Here is a 21,394-nt window from a genome sequence, read left to right on the forward strand (position 1 = left end):
CTGTGAGTGGCAGCGCGGTGAACGAAATTGCCAAAGTGTCGGCGACTAGCCGATCTTGCGGTCCCGGTGCTTGCGCCGCGAGGCCAGCTCGTCCTCCGGTGCCGCAATCGACTCGCCGCCGTCAGCGCGCTCACCTGGGAAGTCGGCAATAACGCCGGTCAGCTCCCGCATCGCACCCGATACGGCGATGCCGAACACGCCCTGGCCACCCTGCAGCAGGTCGACGACCTCTTCGGCGGACGTGCACTCGTAGACGGTGGTGCCGTCCGAGAACAACGTGATGTTGGCCAGATCCTCAACGCCGCGCTGGCGTAGATGGTCGACCGCGACACGGATGTTGTGCAGCGAGATGCCGGTGTCCAGCAGCCGCTTGACGATCTTGAGAACCAGGATGTCCTTGAATGAGTACAGCCGCTGGCTGCCGGATCCCGCCGCACTGCGAATCGATGGCACTACCAACGACGTGCGTGCCCAGTAGTCCAGCTGGCGGTAGGTGATTCCGGCGATCTGGCAGGCACTCGGGCCGCGGTAGCCGACCAGCTCGTCAGGCACCGAATCGTCAGGAAACAGGCCAGGCTGGACGGGTCCGCTGGCCACGGTGACGCTCGGTTCACCATTGGTTGCGGCATCCGCGTGTTCAGCAAGTTCCAGCTGTTCTTGACGTGGCTGGTCGCTCACAGTGGTTCCTCTCGCCGATCGCGCTCGTCACTAGCTGCGTCCACTGGCTGCCTTGACAGCCACGTTGGCTAAGGCCCGAGTGCTAGTGAGCTTACGCTGTTCGATCGCTGCCGTGCCCTAACTCGTCTTGCAAAGTATGGCTGCCGTAAGGGCAACGGGCGTGCTAGCCAGTAGGCGTGTCGAGATCACAGTGTCAGTTGAGACGGATCCGTGATATCGACGTCCAAGCTTAACCGGCGCCGGCACCCCAACTAACCCGCTGTTTCGTCACACTCATTGCGGCCGGGCCGCCGCGACACGGGTTTAGGTGGCCTTGAAGTCATCGGGCGACACGCTGTCGAGAAACTCCTTGAATTTCTCCACCTCGTCCTCGCGAACGACGGTGCTGGATTCCTCGTCGCTCTCGTCGGGGATCAGCAGACCGGCTTGAGCGAGAACGGCCTCTTCGACATAGATCGGAACGCCGACCCGCAGTGCGATCGCCACCGAATCCGAGGGGCGCGCCGACACGGTGATGTTGCGGTCGAAGACCAGGTCGGCGTAGAAAGTGCCTTCTTGCAGATCGACGATCCGCACCTCTTTTAGTGAATGACCAAGGGCTGCAATGAGATCCCGGATCAGGTCGTGTGTGAGCGGGCGGGGCGGCTCGACGCCCTGCTGTTCGAGCGCAATGGCTGCCGCCTCCGATTGGCCGATCCAAATCGGCAGGTAGCGGTCGCCGTTGGCCTCGCGCAACAACAGCACCGGCTGGTTCTGCGGCTGCTCGACGCGAATGCCGACAACACGAACTTCACCCATTTGCGTCTGCCCTCCGCACATGCCGCCGTGTCCGACTTACGCTCGGCGCGACGACCCGCTGGAACACCATTTCTCTCCATACCGCTCAACACCAAGCTGTTGAGGGAAGTCTAGTCCTCAGCGTCGCAGAACGTCGCGAACGGCGGACTTGATCAGCGACGTGTGCAAAGTAATTGCGAGTGCGGCAACCTCGCGCGCCAGGTCGTCGGCGCGGTCGCGCGCACCGGCCTTGTCGGCCTTGACTAGCGGTCCGGCGATCTGGGCGATCAGGTCGGACTGCCGGTCGGCGGCCGAGCGGAAGGCGCGCAGATGCCGTGGCTCGACGCCGTAGTCAGACAGGGCTCGCGCACACTGCAAGATCACGACGGTGTGCTCGTCGAAAAATCCGCCGGGACCGCTCGCGATGACCCCGGCTTTGAGTAGTGCGGTAAGCAGATCTTCGCCCACGCCCGCGCGTTCCAGGAGGTCTTCTCGACTCAACCGGACCCGGGTGGGTGCCACCGCGGCGGCGTCGGATCCGTTATCGGAGGCGGCGTCGTCGTCGGTCACCGAAACCAATCGCGGTACGCCGTAAGGCGATCCGAACGCTGGTAGCTCACCGTCGGGTTGGGCATCTAGTTGCGCCCGGATCACCTTCAGCGGCAAGTAGTGATCGCGCTGCGCGGTGAGAATGAAGCGCAATCGCGCGCAGTCGTAAGCGGTGAATCTGCGGTATCCCGACGCGGCGCGCTGCGGCGTCACCAGTCCCTCGGCTTCCAGGAAGCGAATCTTGGAAATCGTGACATCGGGGAAATCCGGCCTCAGCAAGTCCAAGACCGCCCCAATCGACATCCCGGCCAGGGCCGAGCTATCGGGTGCGCTCACTAGCCTCCAGATCCTCCATCGTCGTCACCTTTGGGCCCCGTGAGGAACACCAAACGGAACTTGCCGATCTGCACTTCGTCGCCGTTTGCCAACACGGCCGAGTCCACCGGCTCGCGATTGACGTACGTCCCGTTGAGGCTACCCACATCGACCACGTGGAATTCGTTGTTTTCCAACCTGAATTCGGCGTGCCGGCGGCTCACGGTGACGTCATCGAGGAAGATGTCGCTGTCGGGGTGCCGGCCGGCCGAGGTAATGGCCTGGTCCAGCAGGAAGCGAGATCCGGCGTTGGGCCCGCGCTTGACGACGAGCAACGCCGAGCCCGCCGGAAGTCCTTCAACCCCGGACACCGTGCTCTCGGCACCCGACTGCGCGGGCGCGTCCAGTTCATTCAGGAAGTCGGCGCGGAATACCGAAGTCGTCTCCACGGTGACTTCATCCGAAGTCTGGTCGTTGTCCATGTCCGTCACCCGCTGCTCCTCACTGGCCGCTGTGGCGTTGTCTGACCGGGCCGTTCGGCCGGCTTCCCACTAGGTTCTTAACCCTGTATTGCCGATCACTTGCCTTGTATTGCCGATCACTTGCCTTGTAATGCTGTTGTGTTGACCGTACCGCGCGGTGGTTCGGAATGTGCTAGCCACCGGCAGGATCGCAAGGCGATCGTCCGGCCGGCCCCCTCTCCCCGGCGCGCTCCCAACTGCAGGCGTTGTCATGCGCTGGGCTGGCAGGGACATTAGCAACACCTCACTCGGTGAGTGTGCCGCGGTAGGCCTCGGCCTCAAGCAGCCCCGAAATGGCGGACTCCAACTCGGATGCTTCCGAGACCTGGATATCCAGCAGCCAGCCAGCGCCATACGGATCCGAGTTGACCAACTGCGGGTCGCCTTCCAGATCGCCGTTGACGGCAGTCACTTTGCCGGATATCGGTGCGTACAAATCCGACACGGATTTCGTCGATTCCACTTCGCCGAAAGATTCGCCCGCGGTCAAGTCGGTGCCTACGTCGGGCAGCTGGACGAAAACAACGTCGCCCAGCGCTGACTGCGCGAAGTCGGTGATTCCGATCCGCACGGTGTCGTCACCGCTCCGGCGAACCCACTCATGGTCGGCGGTGTAGTGCAGATCGGGTGGGATATCGCTCACGGTAATCCTGTTCTGGTTGGTGTCTCACTTGACGGGCTGAGCGTATTGGTGTGGTTTTGGTTGTCGCAAGGCGGTCACGTCGATGCGGTCGCTCTGCTGCACGGACATCTTTCCGCCGACCCGCTTGATGCTGTCCTCGGCACCACCGGGAATGTTCATCGCGGCAGCCAGTGTGGGCGGATCGCCAATCGCCAGAATCGAATACGGCGGCGACAGCGCCTTGTTGTCGATGGTGAGCGAACCGGGCGTGCCGACCACCCAGGTGTCGACACCCACCCGCACGGACTTCTGTGCGCCATCGACCTCGATCGCCTCGGCTCCGGCGGCCCGCAGTTCATTGATCACGTCGAGCATTACCTCTGGTGAAACCCCGGGGCCGGGGTCGTCGATGGTGATGGTGACGCCGGGCCCAGTGGCACCCACCGCGCCAACCAGGATGGACAGCGCTGCCAGTCTGGCCTGTGCACTTTGGATCGCAGCCTGATCGGTGTTGCCGGACGCCTGCAACGAATTCAGGGTGTTCTGTAATTCGTTGACTTCGCCATTCAGTGTGCCCTCACGCTGTCGCAACGAATCCAGCAGCACCAGCAGATCCGCGGGGCGCGCCGTGTCCAACGAGTCCCCCGACCGGGTCTGGCGTACCTGGGTGACGATGGCGACGCCGAGGACCAGACAGAGCAGCACCGCAAGCGTTCCGAACATCAACCGGGACCGGCCGCCACGCAGCATTCCGGACATGCCGGTCCGGCGCACCGCTCCGATCTCGGGGCGCGGAGTCTTCGCGGGCAATTCGTGGCGACCATGCTGCGCAGCGTCGTCGGCGTCAGCCCCGTGCCCGGTTGGCGCGTCACGACTTTCGTCGGCCGCGCCCGATGGCTGGTCCTGGCTCACGCTGCCCCCATCCGGATCATGGCGCCGCTCCTCCTCATCGCTTCGCTCTGCATCGTCGCCGGCGCGCGCTATGCCCCGAAGAGCCTGCGCCGCAGTGCCGCGGCGTTGCCGAAGATCCGGATACCCAACACGACGATGATGGCCGTGGACAGCTGCGTGCCGACGCCCAACTGGTCGCCGACGTAGACGATCAGTGCCGCCACAAACACGTTGAACACGAACGAAATCACAAAGACCTTGGGGTCGAAAATCCGCTCGAGATAGGCACGCAGCCCGCCGAAGACGGCGTCAAGTGCGGCGACCACCGCGATGGGCAGATACGGCTGAACGACCTCGGGCACCGCTGGGTGGAAGACCAGGCCCAGCACGATGCCGACCACCAGCGCCGCGATACCGATCATGGGCGGTTTCCCGTCCGCATTTCCCCCAGCCTCACGAGGACTTTTCTCACTAGGGCCCAATCTGTTTGGCGAACTTGACTTCCCGGACCGATCCGGCCGGCAGCGAGAGACCGTCAGAGACGTTCACCGCGATACCGACACCGTAGGAGACCTCCAGCAGCCTAAGACGTTGCAACCCGGGGCTGTTCTCGAAAACGTCGCGCATCGCGTGCGGCGGCCCGACCGCAAGGACCGTGTAGGGGCTACTGGTGGGGTTGTTGTCGACCAGGATCGCTCCCCCGGCCTGACGGATCGTCACGTTCGGCCCTATCCGCACTCCGCCCACTGAAATGGCCTCGGCGCCGCTGGCCCACAACGAGTTGACCACGAGCTGCAGATCGCGGTCGAGGATGATTTGCCGGCTGCCGTTCACCCGTTGCTTGGACACGTCGGACAGATTCGGGCTGGCACCGGGATCGGTCACTTTGACGGTCAGGCCCGGGCCGATGATCGCTGTGCTGGCCGCCGCCAGGCCGAGTCCGTCCAGACGGGTCAGCAACCGTTGACCCTCCGCATCGTCGGCCAGCGCGAGTCGCTGTACGTCGTCCACCTGGCTCGACAGCTTGCTGCGCTGCTGAGCCAATTTGGTGGCAGCGTTTTCCGTTGACCGCACGCTGCGCACCAGTAGCTGCTGGGCGGTGCGCACACCGGGCTCGACCGAGCGGGCCTGCGCGACCGCGGCGGCGAACACGGTGGCGACCAGCATGGCCGCCAAGCCCTGCCACAGCCAGCCGAAAACGCGCGTTCGCCCGGTCGGTGCGGCGGTTGTGTCGCCGCGTCGCTGGGCTGCCGCGGCGTAACCGGGATCCAGATGCTCCGACAGCAGCGCACGCAGCAGGGACGGCACCGGGATGAGCGTTGGGCGTACCGCGGTATGCGCGCTGCGGCCCGCGTTGGGGTCGTAGCCGCCGAGCATGCGGTCCAGTTCAGCCATGCTCACCCACCTTGGGGGCGAGCGGATGCTGGGTGACCTTGGGCATCCGGCGCAGCACCAGGACCATCTGCACCGCGTAGAGGACGAATGACCACAGGTAGGCGTACATACCCCAGATCAGAAAACCCCAACCGCACGCGCCGATCACCCGGCTCCACAACGCGTCCCAGGTGCCCAGCAGAACGAGCGGAAAGCCGGACATCAAGGCGAACGTCGCGGCCTTGCCGACGTAGGTCACCGGCAACGCCGACAAGCCGCGGCTCCGCAGCAGCGGCAGTGTGGCGGCCAGCAGCATGTCGCGGCCCACCAGCGTGATGATGAACCACCACGGCACGATCCCGCTCAGCGCCAGCACCAGCGGCACGGTGACCATGTAGAGGCGATCAACCGCGGGGTCCAGCAGGACGCCCAGCCGCGATGACTGGTTCAGCGTGCGGGCGATCTTGCCGTCGGCCCAGTCGGAGGCCCCGCTGAACATCAAGATCGCCACGGCCCAGCCGTTGGCGTGCGCGAAGATCAGAACGTAGATGAATACCGGGATGAGCAGCAGGCGGACGACGCTCAAGAGATTGGGCACTGTCAGTACCCGGTCTGGCGGATCCGGCTCCATGAGCCGTGACACTAGCCCGGTGACGTTGCGGTGCGCACCGCGGGACGAGCAGGCTAGCGGAACACTCCGGGCAGGCTCAGGGTGGACAACGTGTCGTCGGACAGCGGGTTGTCGTTGACCATGTATGTCCACGTCGACGTCGGCCGCGCCAGCTTGGACAGATCCAGGCCCGGCTCCTCTTCGAGGACGTTGGCCGTTTCGAACGTCTGCTGAGCCGCCTCGATCGCATCCGCGGCGAGCGACGCGAACGCGTCAACCGCCATCCGGTGGAACTCGTCCAGCGGGTTCTGCCGGCCCAGCGCGCGCAGGTGGATGCTTTCGCGGATGTCGGCGAGATAGGCCAGGTGATCGGCCCAGCCGCGGTCGAGGTGAAAGAGCATGATCTGCCGGCAGATCGTCTCGAGGCGTTCCTCGGAGATGCCCTCAGTTTCGGCCAGTTCCTCGTAACGTTTCGGCGCCAGCTCGGCAAGCTCCTCGCGCGCAGTTGCTGTGCGCAGCAACGTGTTTCGTCGATCCACGATAATGGCGCGCTGTTGGGCGATCAACTGGTTGTAGCGCCAGGTGTTTGCGTGCACATCCAACAGCCTGCCCTCGGCGACGCGCTGCGCGTGATCGAGCAATTCGGTGGTCTTGCCGCTGACGATTTTGCCGTCCTCGTCGGTCTGCTCCGGCAGCTTGTTGCGATCGAGGTTGGCCGCGACGACGTCGTCCTCCCAGCTCGAAAAGAAGACCGACGAGCCGGGATCGCCCTGGCGGCCGGCCCGCCCGCGCAACTGGTTGTCCAGCCGCTCGGTGTGATGGCGGCCGGTGCCGACCACGTGCAGCCCGCCCTGTTCGGCGACCCTGTCGTGGTCGGCTTCGTCGGATCCGCCAAGGCGGATATCGGTGCCTCGCCCCGCCATTTGGGTGGATACCGTGACGATGCCGTATTTGCCGGCCTCGGCAATCACTTGGGCTTCCTCCGCGTCGTTCTTGGCGTTCAACACCACCGCCGCCACCCCGCGACGCACCAGCCGCTCATGCAGCTCCTCGGACTCGGCCACGTCCCGGGTGCCGACCAGCACCGGCTGCCCGGTCTCGTGCACGGTGGCGATGTGCTCGACGATCGCGTCGTTCTTGGCCGCGGCGGTGACGTACACCCGATCGGACTCGTCTTCGCGAATGTTGGGCTCGTTCGGCGGAATCGGCGACACGCCGAGCTTGTAGAACTGGCGCAGCTGCTCACCGGCGGCCAGCGCAGTGCCGGTCATTCCGCACACCGTCGTGTAGCGGTTGATCAGCGCCTGCACCGTGATGGTGTCCAGCACCTCGCCTGTCTCGGTGGTCTCGATGCCTTCCTTAGCCTCGACAGCGGCCTGCAGGCCATCCGGCCAGCGCTGCAGTTGCGCGATGCGGCCGCGGGAGGAGTTGATCAGGTGCACGGCATCGTCGCGGACGATGTAGTGCACGTCGCGTTGCAGCAGCACGTGCGCATGCAACGCGACGTTGACCTCGGTGAGCGTGGTGACGACGTGTTCCTCGGAGTACAGGTCGATGCCTCCGAGTCTCTTCTCGACTTTGCGGGCGCCGGCATCGGTGAGATGCACGTTGCGGCTGTCGGAGTCGGTGTCGTAGTCGGCGTCGGCGTCCAGTTCGCCGACGAGTTTGATGATCTCCAGCCGCGGCGTCTCCCGGTGCGTGGTGCCGGCCAGCACCAGCGGCACCAGCGCCTCGTCGACCAGCACCGAGTCGGCCTCATCGATAAGGGCCACATCGGGATTCGGCGATACCAGGTCGTCGACGTTGGTCACCAGCTGGTCCCGCAACACGTCGAAGCCGATCTCGTTGACCGAGGCGTACGTGACGTCGCAGTCGTAGGCCGTGCGGCGCTCCGCGCTTGTCGACTCCGCGGTGATCCAGCCGACTGTCAACCCCATCGCTTCCAGCAGCGGGCCCATCCATTCCGCGTCGCGGCGAGCCAGGTAGTCGTTGATGGTGACCACGTGCACGTGCCGGCCGGCGATGGCGTACCCAGCCGCCGCGATCGCGCCGGCCAGGGTTTTGCCCTCGCCGGTCGCCATCTCGATCACATCGCCGTCGAGCATGCGCAGCGCGCCCAACAACTGAACGTCGAACGGCCGCAACCCCGTTGACCTCTCCGCGGCTTCCCGGGCGATCGCCAGGAACTGCGAGATGTCCTCGGAGTCCGCGAGGTCGTCGAGGTTGAGCAACCCGGTGGCCTTGCGCAACTGCTCGTCGGACAGATCGGCGGCTTTCTCGTCGTACTCGGACGAGTCGGTGACCTGCGAGAGGGAGCGGGTGCGGTTCTTTTCCGTACTGGCGCCGAGCAGTCGCCAAAATCTGCTGCTCAGGCGGCCCGGCTGAGTGCGGGTGGTCTTTGACACAGGTCAACCGTACGCGGTGAGCTGCGCCGACCCGTTAGGCCAGGTTCGATCGGCGGGGATAGGCGATGCTCGGGTCGGTGAGCACGTTGACGACGGCGGGCAGGCCGCTGGCGAAGGAACGCTCCAGTGCGGGGCGAAGCTCAGCGGGTGCCGAAACCAGTTCGCCGTGGCCGCCCAGCGCGCGAACTACCTCGTCGTAGCGGGTGCCCGGACGCAGCTCCGCGACCACCGAATAGCCGTAGATCGCCTCCATCGGATGCTTCTCCAGCGCCCAGATTCCGTTATTGCCGACCACCGACACGACCGGTACTTGATGGCGCACCAGGGTGTCCCATTCCATGCCGCTGAAACCGAACGCGCCGTCGCCCTGCAGCAGGACGACCTGACGGTTCGGGTGGGCCAGTTTGGCGGCCAGCGCGTAGCCAGGACCTGAGCCAAGGCAGCCGAAGGGGCCGCTGTCCAGCCAGCAGCCCGGCTGGTAGCTGTCGATCACCCGGCCCGCGTACGAACCGAAATCGCCGGCGTCGATCACCACGATCGCGTCGCGGTCCAGCAGCGGCGCCAGTTCGGCGTAGACCCGCATCGGGTGCAGCGGGATTCGGTCGTCACCCAGATCGGCTGCTTCCGGATCTCGCGCGGCCGTCTCAGCTGTCCGCAGCGCAGCATTCCAGTCCTGATGGTCGGCCGTGCTCGGCCCGGACAGCGCCGAGAGAATGGCGGTGAGGTCGCCGTAGAGGCCCGCCGCGATCGGCCGGGGGTGCTCCCGGTCTGGTTCGGCCCGGTCCGCCACGACGAGCTCAGTCTGGGGCCCGAACACCTTGCCGAAGCCGAGCCGAAAATCCATCGGCACGCCGACGACGAGGGCGACATCCGCCTCGCCCAGCGCTTTGGCCCGCGCCCGCGAGAACGCCAACGGATGATCGGCGGGTACGACGCCGCGGGCCATCCCGTTCATCAGCACCGGGATTCGCCGCTCCTCGGCGAGGCGCAGCAGCGCCGCCTCGGCGTGTCCCCACCACACATTGGTGCCGGCCATGATCACCGGCCGCTGTGCGGTCGCTAGCAGGCTGGCGGCACGGTCCAGGGCGTTGCCATCGGCAGCCAGTGTCGGTGGCTGCTCGCCCAGCGCGCCCGGACGGCTGTCGTCCTCGGAGACGGCGAACACGTGATCCATCGGAAAGTCGACGAATCCCACGCCCGACGGGGCGCCTACCGCGGCACGTAATGCCTCGTCGACGAGGCGGCCCGCATCCTCGGCGGACTGCGCGGTGGCCGCGAAGCGAGTCAGCGGCGCCACAAACGGCACGTGGTCGATTTCCTGCAGCGATCCCATCCCCCATCGCTGTGCGGGTGCCCGGCCACCCAGAACCACCAGCGGTGACTGGTTTTGCTGCGCTGCCGCCATCGCGCTCATTCCGTTGGTGACGCCGGGGCCCGCGGTGAGTGCGGCCACGCCCGGCACCCTGGTCACCTTCGACCAGCCCTCCGCGGCGAACGCCGCCGTCTGCTCGTGGCGGGTATCGATGAGACGAATGCCCTCGTCGCGGCAGCCGTCGTAGATGGAGAACAGATGGCCACCGGACAACGTGAACAGGGTGTCGACACCGCTGGCTCGCAGGCGTCGGGCGATGAGTCGGCCGGCGTGGACGATCTGGCTGGACGGAGCGTCGATGCTCATCCTGGCAGCCTATCCGCCGGTCTCGGGTACCTTCGCTGGGAAGCATTCGCCACGAGGCTCCTCAAGAGGCCTCGATAGCAAGGAGACGTCGAAGTTGGGTCCCACGCTATTCAAGCCATCCATCGACTGGTCGTCGGCACTAGCGGACTCGTTGCAGTGGGTCGCCATTGCCTGGGCGATCGGCGCGGTTTCGCTGATCGTCGTGTTGGTCGCATTCAGATATTTCACACCCTGGGGGCGGCAGTTCTGGCGGATCACCCGCGGGTATTTCGTCGGCCCGGCCAGTGTCAAGGTGTGGCTGTTACTCGGGGTGCTGCTGCTGTCGGTGCTGCTTGCGGTGCGGCTCGTCGTGCTGCTCAGTTACCAGGGCAACGACTTGTACACGTCGGTGCAGATCGCGGTCCAGGGGACGGCCGCCGGCGATGATGCCGTCAAACAGTCTGGTATTCACGGCTTTTACATGTCGCTGTTGATTTTCAGCCTGCTGGCGACGCTCTACGTCGTCCGATTCATGCTCGACATCTACATCACCCAGCGGTTCATCATCGCCTGGCGCGTCTGGTTGACAGCCCACCTCAGCGATGACTGGCTGGACGGCAAGGCTTACTACCGAGATCTTTTCATCGACAACACCATTGACAACCCCGACCAGCGTATCCAGCAGGATGTCGACATCTTCACCGCGAACGCCGGCGGAACGCCGAACAATCCAGCCAACGGTACGGGCAGCACGTTGCTGTTCGGGGCCGTCAACGCCGTCGCTTCGGTGATCTCGTTCGCCGCCATTCTGTGGAATCTGTCCGGCGACTTGACCCTCTTCGGCATCACGCTGCCAAGAGCCATGTTCTGGACGGTTGTGGTCTATGTGCTGATCGCGACGGTCGTCGCGATTTGGCTTGGGCGCCCATTGATTTGGTTGAGCTTCAACAACGAGAAGCTCAACGCTGCATTCCGCTATGCCCTGGTGCGGCTGCGCGACGCCGCGGAGGCGGTCGGCTTCTACCGCGGCGAGCGGGTTGAGCGGGCGCAACTGTGGCGGCGCTTCACGCCGATCATCGGTAACTACCGCAAGTTCGTCCGGCGGACCATCATCTTCAACGGCTGGAATTGGTCGGTGTCACAGGCGATCGTCCCGTTGCCGTGGATCATCCAGGCACCGCGCTTGTTCGCCGGCAAGATCAACTTCGGCGATGTCGGCCAGACGGCAACGGCTTTCGGCAATATTCATGACTCGCTGTCGTTCTTCCGGAACAACTATGACGCGTTCGCCTCATTCCGTGCCGCCATCATCCGGTTGCACGGGCTGGTCGACGCCAACGCCCAGGGCCGCGCGCTACCCGCGGTGCTGGTGAAACCGAGCCAGGAAAAGGCGGTGGAGCTGGCCGGTATCGAGGTCCGCACGCCGGACGGGGACCAGCTGATCGACGCGCTCGACATAGAGCTCGACACGGGCGACACGCTGGTGATCACCGGACGTTCCGGCGCCGGCAAGACCACGCTGCTGCGCAGCTTGGCCGAATTGTGGCCGTATGCGTCAGGAACCCTGTGCCGCCCCGAGGGTGACAACGCGACGATGTTCTTGTCGCAGTTGCCGTATGTGCCGCTGGGCAATCTGCGCGGCGTGGTGTGCTACCCGAATTCGCCGGACTCCATCACCGACGACGAACTGCACGACGTGCTGAACAAGGTGGCGCTGGCCCCGCTGATCGAACGGCGCGGCGAAGAACACGACTGGGCCAAGGTGCTCTCTCCCGGCGAGCAGCAGCGTGTTGCGTTCGCCCGGATTCTGCTCACCAAGCCACGGGCCGTGTTCCTCGACGAGTCCACCTCGGCCCTTGATGAGGGTCTGGAATTCGCGCTCTATGAACTGCTTCGCAGTGAGCTACCGGATTGTGTCGTGGTCAGTGTCAGCCATCGCCATACCGTGGAACAGCACCATGAACAACAGCTGCAGCTGCTTGGTGGCGGCCAGTGGCGGCTCGGCCCGGTCGGTCCGGAGCCCGCGAGGGTCTAGCGCTGCTTTCCCACGTGCGTTCCGGCGCTGCGTCTTAACGGGGCTAAGCGCCGCCGGCTTCCTGGGCCGCATGCGTTCCGGCGCGGCGGCCGAAGAACGAGCCCTCGCCGAGTTGCGTGCCGCTGGCATAGCCCTTGCCGTCCTGCGCGATGTTGGATGCACACGCCCCCACCGCGTACAGGCCGGGCACCACCGTGCCGTCTTCGTGCAACACCTGACCGTCCACGGAGGTGGCCAGTCCGCCGACGGTGAAGCCCGCGTACATCGCCTTGCCCAATGACATGTCGAACGCGCCCCAGGGACCCTTGTCTTGTGCCGCAAGGAATTCCGGTTGCTTGTGGAAGTCGGGGTCCTCGCCGCGGGCCGCGTAGGTGTTGTAGCGGTCCAGCGTTGCGACCAGGTTGCCCTCCGGAATGCCAAGGGCCGCTTCCATATCGGCGACGGTCTCCCAGCCGTCGATGAGCGGCACCAACGGCATCGATGGGTGCTCGAGGTGCGCCTCGTCGACGATCAGGAACGCCGAGCTGTCCGGCTGATCCATGATGAACCCGGACGTCCGGGAGTGGTAGCAGTCCTCGGTGACGAACCGCTGTCCGAGCTTGTTCACGATGATCCCGGTCAGCAGGATCGAGGGCGGGTACGGCGGAGCGGTGATGAAGATCTGATCCATGTGCTGGGTGGCGCCGCCGGCCGACACACCCATCCGGATGCCGAGGCCGTCGTCGTAGGTGTTACCGAGCACGAACGGCTTCTCGGCCAGTTTCGGCGTGTACTTGGCAACCATCTCCGGGTTCATCACGAATCCGCCGGCGGCAATGATGACCGACTTTGCTTTGATCGCACCGGTTTCGGTGAATTGCCTCCACGCCACCCCGGTCACCGCGCCTGAATCATCCACGATCAGTTCGCTGGCGCCGGTCTCGTAGCGGATCTGCACGCCGAGGCTCGCGGCCCGCTTGAGCAGCAGCTCGATCACCATGCTGGCTCCGCCGGTGTCGCCGGGTACCGGCACCTTGTGGCCGCGCGGTGCCGGCACCGCCTGCTCCAGGAATGGCCATACCTTCTCGTTGCCGGTGAACATCAGCCCCTCGGTGTTGGGCTGGATCACCGCTTTGCCGGGAAAGTAACTGCGCTCGAACTGAAAACCCAACTCTTCGAGCCAATCGAAATGTTCGACGCTGCCCTCGCAGTACGCGCGAATTTTATCGTGGTCGGGCTCACGGGACACCGAGACCAAGTACTTGTACATCTCCTCAGACGAGTCGGAATGACCGGTCGCCTCCTGGACCGCGGTGCCGCCACCCAAGTAGAAGTGGCCGCCGGCAAGCGATGTGGTCCCGCCCGCCACGGCGGCTCGCTCGAGGACGAGCACCCGCGCGCCGGCCGCCGCCGCACTCACCGCCGCGCATCCACCACCGATGCCGAAACCGATCACGAGCACGTCGACTTCGTCCGACCAGGACGTCACTGTGCTCTCGTTGACCGTTGCTGGAATCTCGGTGCTCATTGGCGCCACTCCTCTCCCCCGCAAGCGGGAGTTGCCCCCACATTGCTTTCTTGTGCTGCATCGTTGCTGGCGCGGCTCACCGTTGCTCCTGTTTGATGTAGTCGTAAAACGCCCTCATCTCGGGCGAGACGTAGGCGATCTCCAGAAACGGCACACCCGCCTGTGGTGCTGCCAGGTAAGCGAATTGGATTCCCCCGGGCATCACGCCCTGTTGCACTACCGCGGCGCCATGGTTCGCGACGTCGGCCAGCGTCGCAGCGAATTGCTCGGGGCTGTCGGCCTCCGCGCAGATATGGTGCAAACCCGGCCCGCAGTCACGCAAAAATTCACTATAGATGTTCTCGCCACTGACCGGTTCGATCAGTTCCAGCTGCATGTCGCCGAGATAGCTCAGCGAGATGCTGGCGACGAAATCGGCGGGGTTACCGCGGTAGCTGCAGCTGTCCGGAGCAAAGTGCACCTCGGGTATCCGAACCCACTTCCGGACACCTAACAAGCCGGTGAGAGCTGTTTCGGTGGCGTCAAGACGCTGGGTAACCCAGGCGATCTGTGTCGGTGATCGAACTTCAAGCGTCATCGTCTGGCAGGATAGCCCAGTCCGAGGGCCGCCAGAAAGACCTATAAAATCTTTGCCGTAATCCGGGGTTCGGTGCCCGGAATCGTTAGGTGAACACGTTCTAATTCCGGGTCTCCGGCCGCCGGCGGTCAATGCCGAGCGAGCACGTCCACCAGCAGCTCGAGCTGAGTGTTGAAGACTGTCTCCGGGTCGGTCAGGGTGTCGGTGCCGTACTGCCCGAACACCTCGAGGCTGATGGCACCGAGCACCCCTGCCCAGAACAAAAAACACTTGGTGATGACGGCGTCATCACCGGGGAAGCTGAATTCCTGCCGAATTCGATCGAAGTCTGATGATATCGGTTGTGGGACAACGGTACTCGTTAGCCGGATATCACCGGTGGTGATTCCCGCAGCAATGGCGTCGAAGATGGCTCCAACTACGCGGGTGCCGACTCCGACGGTGCGCTCTGCAGGGGCATGGTATCCCGGCACCGGGCTGCCGTACAGCAGGGCCCACTGCGCAGGATGCTGCACAGCCCAGCGCCGCGACGCCTGCGCAATGGCGACGAGATCGTCACTCCACAGTTCGCCCACGGTCTCGCGGGCCCGGTCCACTGACTCGGCCAGGTCGGAATACGCGTCGACCAGCAGCAAGGTGAGCAATTCGTTGCGGCTGGACACGTATCGGTACACGGCTGAGGAGACCATGCCCAGATCACGCGCAATCGCACGTAGCGACAACCCGGACGCGCCGCGATCGACCAGGTGGCGACGTCCCAGCTCCACGATGCGCGTCTCGATCTGTTCGCGCGATTCCTGGCGTTTGCCCACGTAGGCAGTCTGACACAATTCGAGATCACCGCTCTTGCTTTTCGTTGAGTGTTGTGCCATTGTGACCAAGCAAGAGAGCACTGCTCTCACAATTTCGAACGGCCGGCCGAGAGGATCCACGATGTCCACCCGCTATGAACAACCCAACCGGACCGCTCGGGCCAGCAATGTCGTCATCCGCTGGCTCGCCGACCTTGGGGTCAGCATCGCCGGGACCCGCGCGCTGCGTGTCCGCGGGCGCAAGACCGGGAAGCTGCGAGCGGTGGTGATCAACGTCTTGACCAGCGACGGCGTCGACTATCTCGTTTCGCCCCGAGGCAACACCCAGTGGGCACGCAACGTCAGGGCCGCGGGTGTCGTCGAACTGGGGCCACGCTGGCGCCGGCAAAGCGTGGTGGCGACCGAGGTCGACGATGCGGGCAAACCGGAACTGGTGAAGCGCTACCTCGACAGGTGGTACTGGGAGGTTAAGGGTCACGTGGCCGGGTTGACGCCGGAATCCACCGACGAGCAATTGCGGGCTGCCGCCCCATCGATACCGGTGTTTGTGCTCGGGTCGCCCTAGCCGACGTTAACTTGCCCTGCCATGTCCTGGTGGACCTGCTCGAATGTGGACCGCCACGACACCGCTGCGGGGAAGTCGCCCCACATGCTGTTGAAGATCCCGACGACCTGTCCGGGACCTCCCGGAGGGGCCAGGTATACCGGACCGCCGGAGTCGCCCGGATGGCTCTGGACACCGTGAGACATGGTGAACCAGCCGTTATTGACGGCTTCGACGGTGCCGCACGTTTCTCCGGTGGACACGCCGAAGTGGCAGATCGGCTGCCCCGGCGCGAGCGCGATGTTCGGGCTCGATACCAGCGGCCGTCCGCCCGGCAGCACGTCGTTCATCGACACGTTGCCGTCGAGCACGATCGCCTCGTAGTCGCTGATCGCCTGGTCGACTGCCACCGTCGAACCGCTGGGCGTGTCGTCGCGGAAGGTTGCGAGATGGCCGATGACGTTGCGGTTCCTGTCGGTCACGACGTTTCCGGTGCTGCGGCAGTGTCCCGCGGTGTATCCGATTCGGGCGGCCTGATCGACATAGCCCAGCGTGCACAGACGGTTGTCCTGCAGGATCTCCATGCCCGGGAACACCGCGACCGGGTCTGCGTGGGCCTTTGCGGCCGGCAGACCGGGGGTGAATGCCAGGGCGGCAACGCCTGCGGCCAGTACGCGAAGTGCCATGCGATACATCACGGACGGACTCCGTTCCGTCAAGGCCTGCGCGGGCACCGACCACAACTCGAGATTACGTCGTTACTGTTTCGACATCGAACTAATCGCGATAGCCGGGGCCGGCGTTACATCGACGTCGCCAGCCGAACGGAGTCATCGGGTTGACCGGCCAGGCGCGGAGTCCAGCCCGGCGGTCCGAAAACATAGCCCAACCGGTCACGAAACCGGCTCGCCGACCGACAGTCGCGCACGATGGCGACGTATTCACGGGTCTGCAGGTTCCAGATGTTGAAGGTGTCCACTTGCTTGGTAAGGCCGTAATGCGGACGGAACAGCTCGGCCTGGAAACTGCCGAACAAGCGATCCCAGACGATGAAGATGCCGCCGTAGTTCTTGTCGAGGTACACCTTGTCCATGCCGTGGTGCACCCGGTGGTGCGACGGCGTGTTGAAGATGAATTCGAACGGCCGCGGGAGCTTGTCGATCCGTTCGGTGTGCACCCAGTACTGGTAGATCAAGTTCAGCGAGAAGGCGAAGAACACCATCCAGGGCGGAATTCCCAGCAGCGGCAACGGAACCCACATCAAGATCTCGCCGCTGTTGTTCCACTTCTGGCGAAGCGCGGTGGCGAAGTTGAAGTACTGGCTGGAGTGGTGAGCCTGGTGCGTGGCCCAGATCAGTCGCACCCGGTGGGCGATGCGGTGGTAGGCGTAGTACAGCAGGTCGACGCCGACGATCGCGATGACCCAGGTGTACCACTGGTCCACCCGCAGGTGCCACGGCGCCAGGTAGGCATAGATCGCGGCGTACCCCAGCAGGGCCAGGGTCTTCCAGCCGGCGGTGGTGGCAATCGAGACCAGCCCCATCGAAATACTCGCCCAGGAATCGCGGGTCAGATACGCACCCGACGCCGGGCGGGGATCCTCGGCCGCCTCCAGATGCTCCAGCTTGCGGGCCGCGGTCCACTCGAGAATCAGCAGCAGCAGGAAAAACGGAATGGCGAGCAGCACCGGGTCCCGCATTTGCGGAGGTAATACGGCTAAGAACCCTGTGATGGCACCCACACAGACAGGGTAAGGCCTGCGGTGCGGCATTCATCAATCCGATCTGTCGCTCGGGCGCCTCGACGGTCCAGACTGTGGCTGATGACGGCGATCAATCGCGGGACGGCTGTGCTGGTGGTCGGCTCCGGGTTCGCGGGGTTATGGGCGGCGCTCGGCGCCGCCCGGCGACTCGACGAGCTTGCTGTGCCGCCGGGAACGGTCGATATCACCGTGCTCAGCGCGACGGGGTGCCACGACATCCGGGTCCGCAACTACGAGGCCGATCTGCGCGCCTGCCGGATCCCGCTCTCCGAGCTGCTCGATCCCGCCGGGGTGGCGCACATCGCCGCCGAGGTGACGACCGTCGACGCGGACACCCGAACCGTCGGAACCGCGGCCGGTGAGACATTCGGCTACGACCGGCTGGTGCTGGCGTCGGGTAGCCGAGTCCTCAAACCGGTCATACCGGGGCTGCGGGAGTTCGGTTTTGACGTCGACACCTATGACGGCGCAGTCGCGTTGCAGCGGCATCTGCAGGGACTTGCCGGCGGTCCGCCGGCGCCCGAAGCGGCGACGGTCGTCGTGGTCGGTGCCGGGCTGACGGGTATCGAGACGGCATGCGAGCTGCCGAACCGGTTGCGCGCGTTATTCTCCGGAATCACTCCCCGGGTGGTTCTCGTCGACCACAATCCGGTGGTCGGCTCCGACATGGGCCCCTCGGCACGACCGGTGATCGAAAAGGCATTGTCGGACAATGGCATTGAGACCAGAACAGGAGCCAGTGTCACCGAAGTCGGCCCCACCGCGGTGTCTTTGTCCTCGGGTGAGCAGCTGGCGGCGGCAACCGTGGTGTGGTGCGCGGGCATGCGGGCGAGTTCGCTCGCCGAACAGCTGCCGGTGGCCCGCGACCGGTCGGGCCGGGTGCTCGTCGATGACCACCTGCGGGTGATCGGAGTCGAGTCGATATTCGCCGCGGGTGACGTGGCCGCGGCGCGCATGGATGACGAACACCTGTCGGTGATGTCGTGTCAGCATGGGCGGCCGATGGGCCGCTATGCCGGCTACAACGTGATTAGCGACTTGTTTGACGCGCCCCTGCTGGCCCTTCGAATCCCTTGGTATGTCACGGTTCTCGATCTCGGGCCGGCCGGTGCGGTTTACACCGAGGGATGGGATCGCGCAGTGGTCTCGACGGGAGCGCACGCCAAGGCCACCAAGCAGACCATCAACCGCAGGCGAATCTATCCCCCGCTGACCGGCGTCCGCGCCGACCTGCTCGCGGCGGCCGCACCGGAGCTACAGGACCGCCCATAGCCGGGCGCGATCATTCCGGCTGTCGCTCGTCGCCGGCGTACCACTGCACCGCGCGAACGCCGGATTGCAAGGACAGCTCGGCGACCAATCGCTCCAGTTTGGCCGGGGTATGTCCGTCCACGAGAAGGTGTGCGGTCAAGGTGATCTCGTCGTCTGTCACCCGCCCGGTATGGATGCCGCGCAGCGTCATGTCGTTGCTGCTGGCGTGCTGGATCAGTTGGGCGCGGGCGTATTTCTCGGACTTCGGACGACAGATGGCCTGCACCAGGAAGGGTTGACGGCCCTCGTCCTCTTCGGCGTCGTTGTCGTGGTCGATCACCCGCCCCAGCGGGCGACCGATCAAGTGGATGGTGAGGACGGACAGGGTGGCGATCAACGTGAATACCAGGTGCCCGGAGGCGGCCAGGACGCCGATCGCCGCCGAGCACCACAGAGTGGCGGCGGTGTTGAGGCCCCGGACGTTGACGCCCTCGCGCAGGATCACGCCACCACCGAGAAACCCGATACCGGACACCACATAGGACGCGACTCGGGTGGGGCTGCTGTCCGCGGTGGCAACCGCGTACAACACGAACAGGGTTGCACCTGCGGCGACCAGAGCGTTCGTCCGTAGCCCGGCCCTGCGAGCTCGCCATTGCCGCTCTATGCCGACCAGGGCGCCGCATCCCACCCCGACGCCGAGCCGGAGCCCGAAATCGGCGACGCTCAACGTCTGCGTCACACCGCGCTCCTTCCCCGGGGACGTTTGGCGAGACTCAGGTTAACCGGCTTTGGGTGCCAGGTGGTGGGGGCAGTACGCATCCGATGCGAGCGCTGCGAATTTGGCCGCGGCATCCAACGTCATCCCCGGGTTCTGGTCCTTGATGTCACTGACAACCTGCAGGCCCGTCTCGCCCCTGCCCATCATCCCGCACACCGCTTTGGCGGACGCGATGACTTGGCTGGGACTGCTGTAGGTGATGCCGGCATCGCCGAGCCTGGCCAGAAATAGCGAATCGTCGCCCTCCGGCTCGGCGTGCGCGGGCGTCGCGAGACCGATCGCGCCAATTACGACTACCAGCGCCGGCAGCAGTTTCATGTGCTGGGAAGCTGGACGTCGGGCAAGGTCACCTTCGGCGTTTCTCCCCGGGAGACATGCACTGTATGAATGCCGGGTTTTTTGGACAATTGGTCGAGCAGCGCGTCGAGCCCCGCCTTATCGACGTTCCAGTGCTGCACGGCTTCCGGTTCCTTCTGCAGCTTCGCGATGACATCGTCGAGTTTGACAGGCTCACCACACTTCCCGCCGCTGGCTCTGACGCGGGCGCCGCCGCCGAAGATTTGCGGCGACGCCGCACCTAGCGCCCCGCCGGTCAGGCTGCCCAGTGCCATCGGACCAAAGAGGCTTCCCGGGATCCCGGACGCGGGAGCCGCGGCCAGGCCGGCGGCCGGCAGCGCCGTGCTGACCATCCGGATTGCTGGGGTCGCCGACGCCCAGGTCGGTGGCACCGATAGCCTGCCCACCACGTTTGCCTCGCCGACGCCCGCCGATACCGGACTGGTGAATCCGACGGCGGCGGCCGGCCGCATGCCGAGCCCGGCGCCCAAGGCAGACTTCGGGATGTCGAGCCCCTCAACCGGAGGCTTCCAGAACAGCTTGAACTCGGTCATGCCGAGGTTGATCGGGCTCATGCTGTCGTTGGCGACCGTGCTGAACCGGCCGATGTCGGCAAGAATCCCGAAAGTGTTCTGCCATGTTGCCCCGGCGACTGGTGAACCGGTCAGGCCGTTGAGCACCTGGTCCCAGAAGTTCATGTAATTGCGGGCACCGTTGCCGAGCGCCTCCAGTAGCTGCGAGATGAAGTCGTACGGGGAGCTGGCCGCCGCAGCACTCGGCAATGCGTCCGCGGCCACAGCGGCAGCGTCGGCCTCGCCTGCCGCGGCTGCCTGGCGGGCCAGCCCAGTGGCATCCGTGGTCTGCGGCGGCTCGGTGAATGGCGTCAGTCGGGTGGCGGCCGCCGACGCGTTCGCGTAGCTGAACATCGCGGCGGCGTCCTGCGCCCACATCTCGCCGTACTCGCCCTCGGTGGCCGCGATCGCGGCCGTGTTCTGACCGAAAGTATTGGTTACCAACAACATTGCGAGCTCGGCGCGGTTGGTCGCGATCTCCGTCGGTGGCACCACCGCCGCGAAAGTGGTCTCATACGCGCTCACCGCGGCCATGGCTTGAACGGCCGCTGTCTTGGCCTGCGCCGAGGTAGCCGTCATCCACGTCACGAAGGGCGCGGCCGCGGCGGCCATGGCCACTGACGACGGGCCGGTCCACGCATCGTTGACCAGCCCGTCGACGATCGCACCGTAGGAGGACGCCGTGGACTGCAGTTCAGCTGCCAACGCATCCCACGCGGCCGCGGCGGCCAGCAGCGGCCCTGCCCCCGGACCCATGTACATCTCACCCGAGGTGATTTCTGGTGGTTGGAACGCGAAACTCATTGCCGTACCTCTCA

Annotated in this window: 22 protein-coding genes; 3 read left to right on the top strand and 19 right to left on the bottom strand. The window is 65.2% G+C overall.

Annotated features, from left to right (window positions below):
* Positions 1-45: 45 nt before the first annotated feature.
* From H7K34_RS04470 to H7K34_RS04520, 11 genes are all read right to left on the bottom strand, one after another.
* Positions 46-678 carry a MerR family transcriptional regulator gene (locus tag H7K34_RS04470; protein WP_108923480.1) on the bottom strand — a complete coding sequence of 211 codons (633 nt, stop codon included), beginning with the start codon at positions 676-678 and terminating at the stop codon, positions 46-48.
* A 303-nt stretch (positions 679-981) separates the two neighbouring features.
* Complete coding sequence (locus tag H7K34_RS04475) at positions 982-1,476, bottom strand: bifunctional nuclease family protein (RefSeq protein WP_108923478.1); 495 nt, start codon at positions 1,474-1,476, stop codon at positions 982-984.
* Between the two features lie 117 nt (positions 1,477-1,593).
* The gene (gene ftsR / locus H7K34_RS04480) at positions 1,594-2,340 is read right to left on the bottom strand and encodes a transcriptional regulator FtsR (RefSeq protein ID WP_108923476.1); all 747 of its coding nucleotides are present in this window, start codon (positions 2,338-2,340) and stop codon (positions 1,594-1,596) included.
* On the bottom strand, positions 2,340-2,801 hold the full coding sequence (garA, locus tag H7K34_RS04485; RefSeq protein ID WP_276059284.1) for a glycogen accumulation regulator GarA: 462 nt from the start codon (positions 2,799-2,801) through the stop codon (positions 2,340-2,342). The genes ftsR and garA overlap by 1 nt, the downstream gene beginning before the upstream one ends.
* 283 nt (positions 2,802-3,084) lie before the next feature.
* Positions 3,085-3,483 (bottom strand): glycine cleavage system protein GcvH, encoded by a 399-nt coding sequence (gcvH, locus tag H7K34_RS04490; protein ID WP_264060374.1) that lies wholly within the window; start codon positions 3,481-3,483, stop codon positions 3,085-3,087.
* A 24-nt stretch (positions 3,484-3,507) separates the two neighbouring features.
* Positions 3,508-4,374 carry a DUF881 domain-containing protein gene (locus H7K34_RS04495; protein WP_372510679.1) on the bottom strand — a complete coding sequence of 289 codons (867 nt, stop codon included), beginning with the start codon at positions 4,372-4,374 and terminating at the stop codon, positions 3,508-3,510.
* Between the two features lie 68 nt (positions 4,375-4,442).
* Positions 4,443-4,775: a small basic family protein gene (locus H7K34_RS04500; protein WP_036469126.1), complete on the bottom strand. Its 333-nt coding sequence runs from the start codon at positions 4,773-4,775 to the stop codon at positions 4,443-4,445.
* A gap of 49 nt (positions 4,776-4,824) precedes the next feature.
* Positions 4,825-5,748: a DUF881 domain-containing protein gene (locus H7K34_RS04505; protein WP_264060380.1), complete on the bottom strand. Its 924-nt coding sequence runs from the start codon at positions 5,746-5,748 to the stop codon at positions 4,825-4,827.
* Positions 5,741-6,358: a CDP-alcohol phosphatidyltransferase family protein gene (locus tag H7K34_RS04510; RefSeq protein WP_264060381.1), complete on the bottom strand. Its 618-nt coding sequence runs from the start codon at positions 6,356-6,358 to the stop codon at positions 5,741-5,743. The genes H7K34_RS04505 and H7K34_RS04510 overlap by 8 nt, the downstream gene beginning before the upstream one ends.
* Positions 6,359-6,411: 53 nt before the next feature.
* Positions 6,412-8,742 (bottom strand): accessory Sec system translocase SecA2, encoded by a 2,331-nt coding sequence (gene secA2 / locus H7K34_RS04515; protein WP_264060383.1) that lies wholly within the window; start codon positions 8,740-8,742, stop codon positions 6,412-6,414.
* 34 nt (positions 8,743-8,776) lie between these two features.
* Complete coding sequence (locus tag H7K34_RS04520) at positions 8,777-10,420, bottom strand: acetolactate synthase (RefSeq protein ID WP_264060385.1); 1,644 nt, start codon at positions 10,418-10,420, stop codon at positions 8,777-8,779.
* 94 nt (positions 10,421-10,514) lie between these two features.
* Here H7K34_RS04520 and H7K34_RS04525 point away from each other — a divergent pair, with 94 nt between their 5' ends.
* Positions 10,515-12,434 (top strand): ABC transporter ATP-binding protein/permease, encoded by a 1,920-nt coding sequence (locus H7K34_RS04525; protein WP_264060387.1) that lies wholly within the window; start codon positions 10,515-10,517, stop codon positions 12,432-12,434.
* Between the two features lie 43 nt (positions 12,435-12,477).
* Here the strand turns inward: H7K34_RS04525 and H7K34_RS04530 are convergent, their stop codons facing one another.
* The 3 genes from H7K34_RS04530 to H7K34_RS04540 all read right to left on the bottom strand — a co-directional run bounded on the left by H7K34_RS04530 (position 12,478) and on the right by H7K34_RS04540 (position 15,330).
* Complete coding sequence (locus H7K34_RS04530; RefSeq protein WP_264060389.1) at positions 12,478-13,941, bottom strand: FAD-binding protein; 1,464 nt, start codon at positions 13,939-13,941, stop codon at positions 12,478-12,480.
* Between the two features lie 76 nt (positions 13,942-14,017).
* The gene (locus H7K34_RS04535) at positions 14,018-14,518 is read right to left on the bottom strand and encodes a VOC family protein (RefSeq protein WP_264060391.1); all 501 of its coding nucleotides are present in this window, start codon (positions 14,516-14,518) and stop codon (positions 14,018-14,020) included.
* A 128-nt stretch (positions 14,519-14,646) separates the two neighbouring features.
* Positions 14,647-15,330, bottom strand: coding sequence for a TetR/AcrR family transcriptional regulator (locus H7K34_RS04540; RefSeq protein WP_264060393.1), 684 nt, complete (start codon positions 15,328-15,330; stop codon positions 14,647-14,649).
* A gap of 121 nt (positions 15,331-15,451) precedes the next feature.
* Between H7K34_RS04540 and H7K34_RS04545 the strand changes: the two genes are divergently transcribed.
* Positions 15,452-15,895 carry a nitroreductase family deazaflavin-dependent oxidoreductase gene (locus H7K34_RS04545; RefSeq protein WP_264060395.1) on the top strand — a complete coding sequence of 148 codons (444 nt, stop codon included), beginning with the start codon at positions 15,452-15,454 and terminating at the stop codon, positions 15,893-15,895.
* Here the strand turns inward: H7K34_RS04545 and H7K34_RS04550 are convergent.
* Both H7K34_RS04550 and H7K34_RS04555 read right to left on the bottom strand, forming a co-directional pair.
* The gene (locus tag H7K34_RS04550) at positions 15,892-16,569 is read right to left on the bottom strand and encodes an Rv1815 family serine proteinase (RefSeq protein WP_264060556.1); all 678 of its coding nucleotides are present in this window, start codon (positions 16,567-16,569) and stop codon (positions 15,892-15,894) included. The two genes, H7K34_RS04545 and H7K34_RS04550, sit on opposite strands and share 4 nt — an antisense overlap.
* A gap of 107 nt (positions 16,570-16,676) precedes the next feature.
* A complete protein-coding gene (locus tag H7K34_RS04555; protein ID WP_264060397.1) occupies positions 16,677-17,615 on the bottom strand; it encodes a sterol desaturase family protein in 939 nt (312 codons plus the stop codon).
* Between the two features lie 81 nt (positions 17,616-17,696).
* On the opposite strand from H7K34_RS04555, the gene H7K34_RS04560 reads away from it, so the two are divergent.
* On the top strand, positions 17,697-18,908 hold the full coding sequence (locus H7K34_RS04560; RefSeq protein WP_264060402.1) for an NAD(P)/FAD-dependent oxidoreductase: 1,212 nt from the start codon (positions 17,697-17,699) through the stop codon (positions 18,906-18,908).
* Between the two features lie 10 nt (positions 18,909-18,918).
* On the opposite strand, the gene H7K34_RS04565 is transcribed toward H7K34_RS04560, so the two are convergent.
* From H7K34_RS04565 to H7K34_RS04575, 3 genes are read right to left on the bottom strand one after another with little or no spacing between them, the layout of a single operon-like run.
* Positions 18,919-19,629: an MgtC/SapB family protein gene (locus H7K34_RS04565; RefSeq protein ID WP_108923446.1), complete on the bottom strand. Its 711-nt coding sequence runs from the start codon at positions 19,627-19,629 to the stop codon at positions 18,919-18,921.
* A gap of 39 nt (positions 19,630-19,668) precedes the next feature.
* Entirely contained in the window at positions 19,669-19,986 is a 318-nt protein-coding gene (locus tag H7K34_RS04570) for a DUF732 domain-containing protein (protein ID WP_264060408.1), read from the bottom strand.
* Positions 19,983-21,380 carry a PPE family protein gene (locus H7K34_RS04575; protein WP_264060409.1) on the bottom strand — a complete coding sequence of 466 codons (1,398 nt, stop codon included), beginning with the start codon at positions 21,378-21,380 and terminating at the stop codon, positions 19,983-19,985. The genes H7K34_RS04570 and H7K34_RS04575 overlap by 4 nt, the downstream gene beginning before the upstream one ends.
* Between the last annotated feature and the right edge of the window lie 14 nt (positions 21,381-21,394).

The organism is Mycobacterium montefiorense (genome assembly GCF_025823255.1).
Taxonomy (GTDB): Bacteria; Actinomycetota; Actinomycetes; order Mycobacteriales; family Mycobacteriaceae; genus Mycobacterium; species Mycobacterium montefiorense.